Genomic DNA, 13244 nt, shown 5'->3' with positions numbered 1-13244 from the left:
GCGGGGCTCCTAGGGCACCATCCAGCTGAGGACGAACGTCGACTGCAGGGTGACGATGAGGCACATCAGGACCAGCAGGACGAGGCTCCAGCCTAGGACCTTGCGGAAGATGTCGCCCTCCCGACCGGCCATGCCGACGGCTGCGGCCGCGATGGCGAGGTTCTGCGGGCTGACCATCTTGCCGAGCACGCCGCCGGAGGAGTTCGCCGCCGCCATCAGCACCGGGTCGAGCCCGGCCTTGGCCGCGGTCTGCACCTGCAGCGCACCGAACAGCGCGTTGGCGGAGGTGTCCGAGCCGGTGACCGCGACACCGATCCAGCCGAGCACGGGCGACAGCACGACGTACAGGGAGCCCGCGCCGGCCAGCCACACGCCGAGGCTGGTGGTCTCGCCGGAGCCGTTCATCACGTAGGCCAGGCCGAGGACCGCCATCACGGTGAGGATCGCCCAGCGCAGCTCGTGGTACGTCGCGCCGTAGGTCTTCAGCATCCGGCTCGGGGAGAGCTTGAGGATCGCCCCGGTGATGAGACCGGCGATCACCATCAGCGTGCCCGCGGCGGGCAGCCAGTTGAACTTGAAGGTCATCGAGGCGAGCGGGTCGCCGGCGGTGTTGCGCAGGTCGAGGCCCGGCCACTGGAACACCGTCGTCCAGGGCGACTCGGCCAGGAAGTCCACCACCGCGGGGATGTTGGCGATCGAGAAGAGGGCGATGATCACCAGGTACGGCGCGTAGGCCTTCATCACGTCCGCGGAGGAGTCGTGGACCGTCGACTCGGACCCGGACTCGGTCGTCCCGGCGCCGCCGGGGGCCGAGTGACGACCACTGGTCGACCGCTCCGCGTGGCCGTCGCCGACGGCCGCGCCGACCTTGGAGCCGGGACCGGAGTCACCGGCAGCGACCGCGCCCGAGGTCACGACCTCGGTGACCTCCTCTTCGGGCGACCAGACCCGCAGCAGCAGGACCACGGCGGCGGCGGAGACCAGCGAGGCGACGATGTCGGTCAGCGGCACCGAGATGTAGTTCGAGGCCACGAACTGGCCGATCGCGAAGACGACGCCCGCGACCACGGCCGGGAGCCAGGTCTGCCGCACGCCGCGCCGGCCGTCGACGACGAAGACCAGGATCAGCGGCACGATCACGGCCAGCAGCGGGGTCTGGCGACCGACCATGCTGCCCAGGGTGTCCACGTCGAGGCCCGGAGCGTCGCTCACGCCCGAGGTGACCGTGGCCAGCGTCGTGATCGGGACGGCCAGCGCGCCGAACGCCACCGGTGCGGTGTTCGCGATCAGCGCCGTGGCGGCCGCCTTGAGCGGGTCGAAGCCCAGCGCCATCAGCATCACCACGGAGATCGCCACCGGCGTGCCGAAGCCGGCCAGCGCCTCGAGCAGCGCACCGAAGCAGAACGCGATGATGATGGCCTGGATCCGGTGGTCCGGGCTGACCCGCCCGAAGGAGCGGCGCAACACGTCGAAGTGTCCGCTGGCCACCGTCAGGTTGTAGACCCAGATCGCGTTGACGACGATCCACATGATCGGGAAGAAGCCGAAGACGGCGCCCTCGCTCGCGGTCAGCAGCGCCTGCCCGGCGGGCATCTCGAACAGCGCGACGGCCACGACCAGCGCGACCCCGAGCGAGATCAGGCCGGCCATCCACGCCTTCATGCGCAGACCGCCGAGCAGGAGGAACAGGGTCACCAGTGGCAGCGCACCGCACAGCGCACTGAGGGCGAGCGACCCGCCGACCGGGTCGAGACTTTGCTGGAACATGGCTACTCCGGGGTGATGGGCGGATGGGCTAGGCGGTGGCGACCGGCGGTCGCACGAGGCTGTCGGCGGGCAGGCCGCGCAGGGAGGCGTCGAGCACCTCGACGGTGTGGGCCATCCCCATGGGGTGCCCGGAGCGCTCGATCGCGGAGGTCACCTGCATCAGGCACCCGGGGTTCGCGGTGACCAGCACCTGCGCCCCCGTCGCGACGATGTTGGCGGCCTTGCGGTCACCGAGCTCGCGGGCCGGCTCGGGTTTGAGGATGTTGTAGATCCCGGCCGAGCCGCAGCACAGCTCGGCCTCGGCGATCTCCCGCAGCTCGAGGCCGGGGATCGCGTCGAGCAGCCGTCGGGGTTGGGCACGCACGCCCTGGGCGTGGGCGAGGTGGCAGGCGTCGTGGTAGGCGACGGTCATCTCGAGGGGGTGCCGGACGGCGACCGGCCCGAGCTCGTCGAGGACCTCGGAGACGTCCTTCACCTTCTCGGCGAGGGCCTTGGCCCGGTCGGCGTACGCCGGGTCGTCGGCGAGCAGCCGGGCGTAGTCCTTCATCGTGGACCCGCAGCCGGCGGCGTTGACCACGACCCGGTCCACGCCGGCGGCCTCGAAGGTGTCGACGATGCCGCGGGCGTACCGCTGCGCCTCCGCCTCGCGGCCGTTGTGCACCGACAGCGCCCCGCAGCAGCCCTGCCCGCGGGGCACGACGACGTCGCAGCCCTCCGCCTGCAGCACCCGCGCGGTGGCGGCGTTCACGCCGGGGAAGAAGGCTCCCTGCACGCAGCCGGTCAGCATGCCGACGACAGCGCGGCGCTGCCCCGTGGCGGGGACCCGCTCGGGAAGTCGTTCCGGCTTGCCGAGCCGAGGCGCGAGGCTCTCCATGGCGGCGAGCTGGGGTGCCATCCGCTCCAGCAGCCCGGTCCGGCGAACCGCCCGGTCCAGGCCGGTGCGCTGCATTGCGCGCAGCGGGCCGCGCAGCAGCCGCAGCCGCCGCGGGTGCGGGAAGATCGAGAAGATCAGCGAGCGCAGCGCCCGGTCGGAGGCCGAGCGCTCGTGGCGGCGCTCGACCTGGGCGCGGGTCTGCTCGATGAGGGTGTCGTACTGCACCCCGGACGGGCACGCGGTCACGCACGACATGCAGCCGAGGCAGGCGTCCCAGTGCGACACCATCTCGTCGGACATGGCCTCGCCCTCGAGGCCCTCCTTCATCAGGTAGATCCGACCACGCGGGCTGTCCATCTCCTCGCCCCACAGGACGTAGGTCGGGCAGGTCGGCAGGCAGAAGCCGCAGTGCACGCAGTCGCCGATGAGCGCGGCGTCCGGCGGGTGGTGCTCGTCGAAGGCGCCGCCCGCCGCGGGCAGGCCGAGGTCGATGATGCTGCCGGTCTCGCCGATCGCGGCCTGGTCGGTGCGCTGGTCCATCAGATGCCTCCCACGAAGCGGCCCGGCGCGAGCCGGTGGTCGGGGTCGAACTGGTCCTTGACCCGCCGCATCAGCCCGAGCGCCGGGACCGGGCCCCACACGTCGACGGCGTCCTTGACGGCGGCGGGGGCGTCCACGACGACGGTGCTGCCGCCGTGCCGGGCGCAGGCGCCGCGCAGCCGGTCGACCACGGCGCGCACCTCCTCGACCGGGGTGCCGGGCGGCACCGCGGCGTACGCCACGCCCGCCCCGGCGGAGCCGCGCAGGGTGACCCCGCTGCCGTGCGCCGCGGCGAGCACGTCGGCGAGGCCGGAGAGCACGAAGGTGAGCTTGAGCGCGGTCACGCGGTCGTCACCGCGAGCGGCCAGGTCCCAGGGGTACGTCGCGCCGCCGGCCGGGGCGTCCGCGTCGGCGGTGGCCCCCGCACCCAGCAGGCCCCGGATGCTCTCGGTCCGGGCGGCGACACCCTCGTCGCGCCCCTCGAGCAGCACGCTCACGGTCCCGCGGCCCTCGGCCCAGCCGACCTCGACGGCGGCCGGGACGGTCTGGGAGTGGACGACCGACTGCGCCAGCTCGTGGGCCCGCGCGGGGTCGTCGACGTCGACGGTGACCCACTGGTGCGAGGCGGGGACCGGGTGCAGCCGGAAGGTGGCGTCGGTGACGACGGCGAGCGTCCCGTGGGAGCCGATCATCAGCTTGCCGAGGTCGTAGCCGGCCACGTTCTTCACGACCCGGCCCCCGGCCCGCGCGACCACGCCGTCGGCGCGCACCACGGTGATGCCGATCAGCAGGTCCCGGGCGGTGCCGGTCGCGACGCGGCGCGGCCCGCTGGTGTTGGCGGCGAGCAGGCCGCCGATGCTGGTGCCGGGGACGGTCTCGTCCAGCGCCAGCCGCTGTCCGCCCCGGCCCACCACCGTCTGTACGTCGGCCAGCCGGGCGCCGGCCTGGGCGGCGACGATGAGGTCGCCGGCCGCATGGTCGAGCACCTGGTCGAGGGCGCCGAGGTCGAGGAGCACGTCCGCGTTCCTCGGCGCGGTGCCCCAGGTCATCTTGGTGCCGCGCCCGCGCGGAACGACGCTCAGCCGGTGGGCGGCCGCGGCCCGCATCACCTCCGCGACCTGGTCGGTGTCGGCGGGCCGGGCGACCAGGCCCGGCCGCACGCCGTCCACCGCGTCACCCTCCTGCGGGTCGTGCACGTCGGCGCAGGCCGAGGCCAGCGCCTCGCGCGCGGTCGCGTCGATGGTCCCGGTGCTCATCAGAAGACCTCCGCCACGCCGGACTCCTGCAACGGGTGCGCACCCTTGTGGCGCCCCGGCACCTCGCCGCACAGCCTGGGGGTCGGGAACACCTTGCCCGGGTTGGAGATGCTCTGCGGGTCGAAGGCGCAGCGGACCAGCTGCATGGTGTCGAGGTCCTCCTCGGTGTACATCCGCGGCATGTACTTCGCCTTGTCCATGCCGACGCCGTGCTCCCCGGTGATCGAGCCACCGTGCTCGATGCACAGGTCGAGGATCGCGCCGCTGACCTCCTCGGCGGCCTCGCCCGCTCCCTCGACCGCGTCGTCGAAGAGCACCAGGGGGTGCAGGTTCCCGTCACCGGCGTGGAACACGTTCGCGACCCGGACACCCGAGGAGCTCGACAGGTCGGCGATGGCCTTGAGGACCTGCGGGAGCGCGGTGCGCGGGATGACCCCGTCCTGGACGATGTAGTCGGGGCTGATCCGCCCGACCGCCGCGAACGCCGACTTGCGGCCCTTCCAGATCAGCGCCCGGTCGGCCGGGTCGGTCGCGAGCCGCTGCTCGAAGGCGCCGTTGACCTCGCAGAGCCGCTCGACCTCGGTGTACTCCTGCTCCACCTCGGTGGCGGCGCCGTCGAGCTCGATCACGAGGACCGCGCCGGCGCCTCGGGGGTAGTTGCAGTGCACCGCGGCCTCGGCGGCCTCGATCGCGAGCGCGTCCATCATCTCGATGGCAGCGGGCACGATGCCGGCCGCGATGATCGCCGACGTGGCGGCGCCGGCCTGGTCGGTGGACTCGAACCCGACGAGGATCGTGCGCACCTCCTCGGGCAGCCGGACCAGCCGCACGGTCGTGGAGGTGACGATGCCCAGCGTGCCCTCGGAGCCGACGACGGCGCCGAGCAGGTCGTAGCCCGGGCTGTCCGGGGCCGCACCACCGAGGGGGACGGTGTCGCCGTCGGCGGTGACGAACTCGGCGCCGACCACGTGGTTGGTGGTGAAGCCGTACTTCAGGCAGTGCGCGCCGCCGGAGTTCTCGGCGACGTTGCCGCCGATCGAGCAGATCTGCTGGCTCGACGGGTCGGGGGCGTAGTAGTAGCCGTGCGGCGTCGCCGCCCGGGTCACGTCGAGGTTGATCACGCCCGGCTCGACGACCGCGCGCTGGTCCTCCCGGCGCACCTCCCGGATCGTGCGCATCCGCGACGTCACGATCAGGACGCCCTCCGCGTGCGGCAGCGCGCCGCCGGAGAGGCCGGTGCCCGAGCCGCGGGCGACGTAGGGCACCCGGTGCTCGGCGCAGGTGCGGACGATCGCGGCCAGCTGGGCGGCGTCCTCCGGGATCACCACGAGGGCCGGGGTGACCCGGTAGTGGGCGAGCCCGTCGCACTCGTAGGTCCGCAGCTCCGTGCGGTCGGTGATGACCCCGGCCGCGGGGAGCAGCTCGGCGGCCCGGCGGGCCACCGCAGCGATGCCGGCGTTCGCGTCGGTCGCCGCTCCGCTCGTGCTCGACATCCCCCGTCCTCCCCTCAGTCGACCTGCGCGGTGAGGCCGGCGGCCCCGATGCCGGCGACCGCCGCGGCCTCGTCGTTGTCGGAGGTGTCGCCGGTGATGCCGACCGCCCCGAGCAGGGCGCCGTCGCCGTCGCGGACGAGCACCCCACCGGGCACCGGGACGAGCGCACCGCCGACGGCCGAGGTGACCGCCGCGATGAAGTAGGGCTGCTGCTCGGCCCGGCCCATGAGCGAGCGCGAGCCCATGCCGAGCGACAGGGCGCCGTGCGCCTTGCCGAAGCCGATCTCGAAGCGCTTCATGGACGAGCCGTCCTCGCGCTCGACCGCCACCACGTGGCCGCCGTCGTCCAGGACGACCACCGTCATCGGCTTGAAGCCGGCCTCGCTGGCGTGGGCGCGGGCCCCGGCGATGATCGTCCGGGCGGTCTCCAGGTCCAGGCTCACGAGGTGGCCTCCTTCTTCTCCAGTGCGCGGTGGCGGTGCAGGATCGGTTCGGTGTAGCCGCTCGGCTGGGTGAGCCCCTCGAACACCAGGTCGTGGGCGGCACGGAAGGCCTCCCCGTCGAAGCCGGGTCCCATCGGCACGAAGGCCGGGTCGCCGGCGTTCTGCTCGTCGACCACCGCGGCCATCCGGCGCAGGGTCTCCTCGACCTGCTCGGAGGTGACGACCCCGTGGTGCAGCCAGTTGGCGACGTGCTGCGCGGAGATCCGGCAGGTCGCGCGGTCCTCCATCAGCGGCTCACCGGTGATGTCGGGGACCTTCGAGCAGCCCACCCCGGCGTCGACCCAGCGGACGACGTACCCGAGGAGGCTCTGGAGGTTGTTGTCGATCTCGCGCTGCCGGTCTTCGTCGGACCAGGAGGCCGGGTCGCCGAGCGGCACCTCGAGCAGCTGCTCGCGGTCGCGGCGCCGGCCGCCCCGCTGCAGCTCCTCCTGCCGGGCCCGGACGTCGACCTGGTGGTAGTGCAGGGCGTGCACGGTGGCCGCGGTCGGCGAGGGCACCCAGGCGCACGAGGCGCCCGCCTTCGGGTGGCCGATCTTGGCCTCGTACATGTCGGCGAGGCTGTCGGGCGCGGCCCACATGCCCTTGCCGATCTGGGCGTGGCCGAGCAGGCCGCACTCGAGGCCGATGTCGACGTTGAGGTCCTCGTAGGCCTGGATCCAGGTCTCGCCCTTCATGTCGTTCTTGCGGACCATCGGGCCCGCCTGCATGGAGGTGTGGATCTCGTCGCCGGTGCGGTCGAGGAAGCCGGTGTTGATGAACGCCAGCCGCTCGCGGGCCTCGGCGATGCAGGCCTTGAGGTTGAGCGACGTACGCCGCTCCTCGTCCATGACGCCGACCTTGATGGTCAGGCGCGGCAGCCCGAGCAGCTCCTCGACCCGGCCGAAGAGCTCCACGGCGAAGGCGACCTCCGCCGGGCCGTGCATCTTCGGCTTCACCACGTACATCGAGCCGAGGCGCGAGTTCGCCAGCTCCGACTCCCCGCGCAGGTCCTTGAGGCTGCCGAGCGCGGTCATGATCGCGTCGAGGATGCCCTCGGGGACCTCGTTGCCGTCCCGGTCGAGCACCGCGTCGGTGGTCATCAGGTGGCCGACCTGGCGGATGAAGAGCAGGGCGCGGCCGCGCAGCGTGACGTCGGCGCCGGAGGTGGTGGCGTAGGTGCGGTCGGGGTTCATCGACCGGGTGAAGGTCTTGCCGCTCTTGGTGACCTCCTCGGCGAGGGTGCCCTCCATCAGCTGCTTCCAGTTGCGGTAGCCGAGCACCTTGTCCTCGGCGTCCACGGCCGCGACCGAGTCCTCGAGGTCCATGATCGTGGAGACGGCGGACTCGAGGAGCAGGTCCTTGACGCCCGCGGCGTCGGTGCTGCCGATCGCGTCCGCGGGGTCGACCTGGATCTCGACGTGCAGGCCGTGGTGGACCAGCAGCACGGCCTCGGGCGCCTCGCGGGGGCCGCGGTGGCCGACCAGCTGGGCCGGGTCGGCGAGCCGGACGACGTCGTCCTTGACGGTCACGGCGAGGCCCTCGCCGTCCACGGTGTACGCCGTGGCGTCGGCGTGGGACCCGGAGGCCAGCGGAAAGTGCTCGTCGAGGAAGGCCCGGCCACGGGCGATGACCTCGTCGCCACGGGTCTTGTTGTAGCCGTCGCCCGGGGCGAGCTCGCCCTCCTGCGGGACCACGTCGGTGCCGTAGAGCGCGTCGTAGAGCGAGCCCCACCGGGCGTTCGCGGCGTTGGTCGCGAACCGTGCGTTGAGCAGGGGGACCACCAGCTGGGGGCCGGCGATGCGGGCCACCTCGTCGTCGACGTCGGCGGTGGTCACGGTGACCTCGCCGGGCTCGTCGAGCAGGTAGCCGATCTCCCGCAGGAACGCGGTGTAGGCCTGCGGGTCGGGGGCGCCCGGGTGCTCGCGGTGCCAGTCGTCGAGCCGTGCCTGGAGCTCGTCGCGCCGAGCGAGCAGCTCGCGGTTGCGCGGCGCCAGCTCGTGGATGATCGCGGCGGCGCCCGCCCAGAACGCCTCGGGGTCCACGCCCGAGCCCGGCAGCCCCTCCTCCATGACGAAGCGGTGCAGCACCTCCGCCACGTCGAGCCCAGCTACCTGCACACGTCCAGCCATCTCGGAGCCTCCGCAACGCTAATTCCAGTATCTATTCCACATCGTGGAATGAATGTTCTGTTCCATGGAATCGTAGAGTGGCTGCGCCACTCTGGCAACGGGTGGCAGTGACCGACGCCACTCCTTCCGCCTGATCGGTACCCACCAGCCGGGACGACACACTCCCTCCGAGGTGACCGGTCGGTAGCCTCCCGCCATGGGCCTGCTGACCCCCCTCGCCGTCCGCATCGGCTCGGTCTCGTGGATGCCGAGGCTGCTGCCGCAGATCGTGGTTGTCGACAAGTCGCTGCACCGCCTGACCGGCGGCCGGGTGACCCTCCTGGACATCGCCGGGCTGCCCAACCTCACCCTGACCGTCGTCGGCCGCAGGAGCGGGCTCCCCCGCAGCACGCCGCTGCTGTGCGTACCCCACGACGACGGCTGGCTGGTCGCCGGCTCCTACTTCGGCGGGCCGAAGATGCCGTTGTGGGTGGGCAACCTCCGGGCCGCCGGCGAGGCGACCGTCGAGGTCGGCCACACGTCGTACGACGTGACCGCGCGCGAGCTCGCCGGCGAGGAGCGGACCCGGATGTGGCAGGTCATGCTCCGCACCTGGCCCAACTACGCCAAGTACGAGGAGCGCACCGACCGCACCATCCCGGTCTTCCTGCTCACCCCCCGCTGACCCACCCCCCCGCCGAGTCGGCGCAGTTTCACGCCAGGACCAGGCCGAGTCGGCGCAGTTTGACCCGGCGCGCGTGAAACTGCGCCGCCTCGGCACTGGGGGTGGGCGGGGTCAGCCGACGTACGGGCGCTCGCGGCGCAGCTCCTCGCGGGCGATCGAACGACGGTGCACGGCGTCGGGGCCGTCGACGATGCGGAGCACGCGCGCCCACGCGTAGAAGTACGCCAGCGGGGTGTCGTCGCTGACGCCGGCGGCGCCGAACACCTCGATCGCGCGGTCGATGACCGCGGTCGCCATCGCCGGGGCCGCGACCTTGATCGCGGCGATCTCGGTGCGCGCGCCCTTCGCGCCGACGGTGTCGATCAGCCACGCGGTCTTGTAGACGAGCAGCCGGGCCTGGTCGATCTCGATCCGGGACCGGGCGATCAGGTCCTGCACCACCCCCTGCTCGGAGAGGTGCCGGCCGAAGGCGACCCGCGACCTGGCCCGGTCGACCATCAGCCCCAGCGCCCGCTCCGCCATCCCGATCGCGCGCATGGCGTGGTGGATCCGGCCGGGTCCGAGCCGCGCCTGGGCGATCATGAAGCCGTCGCCCTCCCCCGCCAGCAGGTTCGCGGCCGGGACCCGCACGTCGCGGAACACCAGCTCGGAGTGCCCGTGCTGGTCCTGGTAGCCGAAGATCGGCAGGTGCCGCTCGATCGAGAGGCCCGGGGTGTCGCGCGGGACCAGGATCATCGACTGCTGGCGGTGCGTCTCGGCCTCGGGGTCGGTCTTGCCCATCACGATGAAGATCTCGCAGCGATCGTCGGCGACCCCGCTGATCCACCACTTCCGGCCGTTGACGACGTAGTCGTCTCCGTCACGGGTGATCAGCGTGGTGATGTTCGTGGCGTCGGAGGAGGCGACGTCCGGCTCGGTCATCGCGAAGGCCGACCGGATCTCCCCGGACAGCAACGGCTCCAGCCACCGCTTCTTCTGCTCCTCGGTGCCGAACAGGTCCAGGGTCTCCATGTTCCCGCTGTCCGGCGCCTGGCAGTTGATCGCCTCCGGCGCGATCACCGGCGACCAGCCCGAGATCTCGGCGACCGCGGCGTACTCCAGGTTGCTCATCCCGGACAGGTGCGGCAGGAAGAGGTTCCAGAGCCCCCGCTCCCGCGCCGACTCCTTGAGCCGCTCGAGCACCGGTGGGTAGGCGTGGTCGCCGTGCTCGGCGAGGTACGCCGCGTACACCGGTTCGGCGGGGAACACCTCCTGCCGCATGAAGTCCCACATCCGGGCACACGTCTCCTCGGCCTGCGGCGAGAGGGCGAAGTCCATCTGGTCAACCTTCCTGGTCGAGTCGGTGCAGGCCGTCCGCGGCGATCCGGGCGACCTCGCTGTCGAGGTCGCCGAACTCCTGGCCGGCCATCACGCCGGCCGCGACCCGGGCGGCGATGCCCTGGGCGATGACGGCGAACTTGAAGTGGGCGAACGCCTCGTAGAACGCGAGCTCCCCGAGGTCGGCGCCGGTCGCGGCGACGTACCGCTGCGCGAGGTGCGCCCGGCCCGGGAAGCCCGGGGTCCGGGTCGCCGCCGGCGTGAGCGCGGGCTCGGACTCCCCGGGCTCGCGCCAGTAGAAGAGCAGCAGTCCGAGGTCGGTCATCGGGTCGCCGAGGGTGGACAGCTCCCAGTCCAGGACCGCGGCCACCCGGCTCGGGTCGGTCGGGTGCATCAGGCAGTTGTCGAGCCGGTAGTCGCCGTGCACGATCGCGGAGCGCCGCGACGCGGGCAGCGCCGCCGCCAGCCGGCGGCCGAGCTCGTCGACGGCCGGTACGTCGTGGCTGCGCGACTTCTCCCACTGCCCGGTCCAGCGCCGGATCTGCCGCTCGAGGAATCCCTCGGGTCGCCCGTAGTCGGCGAGCCCGACCGCGCCCGGGTCGGCCTCGTGCAGCGCCACGAGCACGTCGACCAGGGCATCGGCCATGGCCACCTTGTCGGCCGGCGACTCGGCGTACCCGGGCGGCATGGTCGAGCGGATGACGTGCCCCTCGACCTTCTCCATCACGTAGAACGGGGCCCCGATCAGCTCCTCGGTGCGGTCCTCGAGGAGCACCGTCGCGACCGGGACCGGCGTCCCGCGCAGGGCTCGCTGGATGCGCGCCTCCCGGCCCATGTCGTGGGCGCTAGGCAGCAGCGCGCCCGACGGCGGTCGGCGCAGGATCACCACGCCCGCCGGGCTGGTGACCTCGAAGGTCAGGTTGGACTTGCCGCCGCTGATCAGGTCGGCGCTGCTGTCACGCCACGCCTCGTCCTCGAGCGCCGCGGCGAGGGCCGGGCCGAGGCGGTCCAGCCGGACCAGGTCCGACCAGTCGCCGCGCCCGACCGCCTCGGCACTCACGCACCCGACGCGCGGAGCTCGCGTCGCAGGATCTTGCCGGTCGTGGTCTTGGGCAGCTCGTCGAGGAACTCGACGGAGCGCGGGTACTTGTAGGCCGCCATCTGCTCCTTCGCGAACCCGATCAGCTCCTGCTCGGAGACCTCGGCGCCCGGCTTGAGCGACACGTAGGCCTTGACGCTCTCACCGCGGTACTCGTCGGGCACGCCGACCACCGCGACCTCGCGCACGGCCGGGTGTCCGTAGAGCACGTCCTCGACCTCGCGCGGCCAGACCTTGTAGCCGGCGGCGTTGATCATGTCCTTCTTCCGGTCCACGAGGAAGAACCAGCCCTGCTCGTCCATGAACCCGACGTCGCCGGTGCGCAGCTCCCCGCCGGGCAGCGACTGCTCGGTCGCCTCCGGCTTCTGCCAGTAGCCCGGCACGACCTGCGGTCCGGAGGTGACGATCTCGCCGATCTCCCCGACCGGGGCCTCCTTGCCGTCCTCGTCGAGGATCCGCACCACCGTGTTGAAGACCGGGACGCCCACCGACAGCGCGCCGGAGCTCGGGTCGACCGGCGCCTTGACCCCCAGCGGTACGGCGTGCGAGGGGCTGTTGGTCTCGGTCAGGCCGTAGATGTTGTGGATGTAGAGGCCGGTCTTGTCCTGGAACTGGTCGGTGACCGCCGGGGCGATCGGCGCGCCGCCGGAGTAGACCATCCGGAACGACGACCAGTCGTCCTTCGTCGCCCCCTCGAGGCCGGACAGGCTGATGAACACCGTGATCGACCCGACCGTGAACGTCGGCCGGTGCTCGCGGATCGCGTCCATCACCACGTGCGGCTCGAACCGGTGCGCCAGCACCAGCGGGCAGCCGGCGAGCAGCGCGATCCCGACGTGGCCGACCAGGCCGGTGATGTGGAAGAGCGGCGCGACCCCGAGCAGGGCGTCGTCCGGTCCGAGGCCCATCCAGTCCCGGTAGGTCTGGGAGTTGAACGCCATGTTGGCGTGGGTGTTCATCGCGCCCTTGGGCACGCCGGTGGTGCCGGAGGTGTAGGTCAGCACGGCGACGTCGTCGCCCCGCGGCGAGACCGGCGCGGGCGAGCGGCCGGCGTACTCCGCGAAGACCTGCTCGAGGCCGATCGTCCCCTCGACGCCGCCGCGGTTGGTGCCGGCAAAGAGGCGTTGGTCGTTCCTGGTCTGCTCGTCGAGCGGCGAGCAGGTGAACACCGTCCGCACCCGGACCTCGTCGCCGGCGATCACGTCCCTGGCCACCGAGGCGTAGAGCTCCTCGAGGCACAGCAGCGCCGTCGCCCCGGAGTCCGCGAGCAGGTAGGTCAGCTCGCGGGCCTTGTTCATCGGGTTGATCGCCACCGCGGAGCCGCCCGCCTTCCAGGCCCCGAGCAGCCCGACCACGAACGCCGGGTTGTTCTGCGTGTAGACCGCGAGCCGGTCCCCGGCCGCGAAGCCCTGCTCGGCGAGCGCGACCGCCAGCGCGTCCGACCGCGCGTCGAGGTCCGCGAAGGTGAGGCTGCCGTCGAAGTAGCGGATGGCGACCGCGTCGGGCGCCCGTGAGACCGAGGCCCGGAACAGTTCCAGCATCGTGTCGAACGCAGGCGTGATGTCCGCACGCGTCCCGTCGCGGTAGAGCGCCAGCCAGGGCCGCTCGGTGTAGGTCGTCACG

General features: G+C 72.5%; 10 protein-coding genes. 1 reads left to right on the top strand and 9 read right to left on the bottom strand.

All coding sequences use genetic code 11. The features are described from left to right. Positions 1-9: 9 nt before the first annotated feature. The 6 genes from ABD268_RS14280 to ABD268_RS14255 are packed head-to-tail and all read right to left on the bottom strand — an operon-like array spanning position 10 to position 8541. The gene (locus ABD268_RS14280; protein WP_344153324.1) at positions 10-1767 is read right to left on the bottom strand and encodes an L-lactate permease; all 1758 of its coding nucleotides are present in this window, start codon (positions 1765-1767) and stop codon (positions 10-12) included. 28 nt (positions 1768-1795) lie between these two features. Next, complete coding sequence (gene glcF, locus ABD268_RS14275) at positions 1796-3181, bottom strand: glycolate oxidase subunit GlcF (RefSeq protein WP_344153321.1); 1386 nt, start codon at positions 3179-3181, stop codon at positions 1796-1798. Then, on the bottom strand, positions 3181-4437 hold the full coding sequence (locus ABD268_RS14270; protein WP_344153318.1) for an FAD-binding oxidoreductase: 1257 nt from the start codon (positions 4435-4437) through the stop codon (positions 3181-3183). The genes glcF and ABD268_RS14270 overlap by 1 nt, the downstream gene beginning before the upstream one ends. Further along, a complete protein-coding gene (locus tag ABD268_RS14265) occupies positions 4437-5930 on the bottom strand; it encodes an FAD-linked oxidase C-terminal domain-containing protein (protein WP_344153313.1) in 1494 nt (497 codons plus the stop codon). The genes ABD268_RS14270 and ABD268_RS14265 overlap by 1 nt, the downstream gene beginning before the upstream one ends. A gap of 14 nt (positions 5931-5944) precedes the next feature. Further along, positions 5945-6373, bottom strand: a complete 429-nt coding sequence (locus tag ABD268_RS14260) for a GlcG/HbpS family heme-binding protein (protein ID WP_344153310.1) — start codon at positions 6371-6373, stop codon at positions 5945-5947. Further along, positions 6370-8541, bottom strand: coding sequence for a malate synthase G (locus ABD268_RS14255; RefSeq protein ID WP_344153307.1), 2172 nt, complete (start codon positions 8539-8541; stop codon positions 6370-6372). The genes ABD268_RS14260 and ABD268_RS14255 overlap by 4 nt, the downstream gene beginning before the upstream one ends. Before the next feature lie 196 nt (positions 8542-8737). Here ABD268_RS14255 and ABD268_RS14250 point away from each other — a divergent pair, with 196 nt between their 5' ends. Further along, positions 8738-9205, top strand: a complete 468-nt coding sequence (locus tag ABD268_RS14250; RefSeq protein WP_344153304.1) for a nitroreductase family deazaflavin-dependent oxidoreductase — start codon at positions 8738-8740, stop codon at positions 9203-9205. 111 nt (positions 9206-9316) lie between these two features. On the opposite strand, the gene ABD268_RS14245 is transcribed toward ABD268_RS14250, so the two are convergent. Genes ABD268_RS14245 through ABD268_RS14235 form a run of 3 tightly spaced genes read right to left on the bottom strand, consistent with a single transcriptional unit; the run spans position 9317 to position 13243 of the window. Then, positions 9317-10522: an acyl-CoA dehydrogenase family protein gene (locus ABD268_RS14245; RefSeq protein ID WP_344153301.1), complete on the bottom strand. Its 1206-nt coding sequence runs from the start codon at positions 10520-10522 to the stop codon at positions 9317-9319. 4 nt (positions 10523-10526) lie between these two features. Next, positions 10527-11582: a phosphotransferase family protein gene (locus ABD268_RS14240; protein ID WP_344153298.1), complete on the bottom strand. Its 1056-nt coding sequence runs from the start codon at positions 11580-11582 to the stop codon at positions 10527-10529. Then, complete coding sequence (locus ABD268_RS14235; protein ID WP_344153295.1) at positions 11579-13243, bottom strand: class I adenylate-forming enzyme family protein; 1665 nt, start codon at positions 13241-13243, stop codon at positions 11579-11581. The genes ABD268_RS14240 and ABD268_RS14235 overlap by 4 nt, the downstream gene beginning before the upstream one ends. Position 13244: the final 1 nt, after the last annotated feature.

Origin of the sequence: Nocardioides koreensis (genome assembly GCF_039531775.1) — a bacterium.
Taxonomy (GTDB): Bacteria; Actinomycetota; Actinomycetes; order Propionibacteriales; family Nocardioidaceae; genus Nocardioides; species Nocardioides koreensis.
The sequence above is the reverse complement of the archived record's forward strand: the minus strand, read 5'-3'. Positions and strand labels throughout refer to the sequence as shown.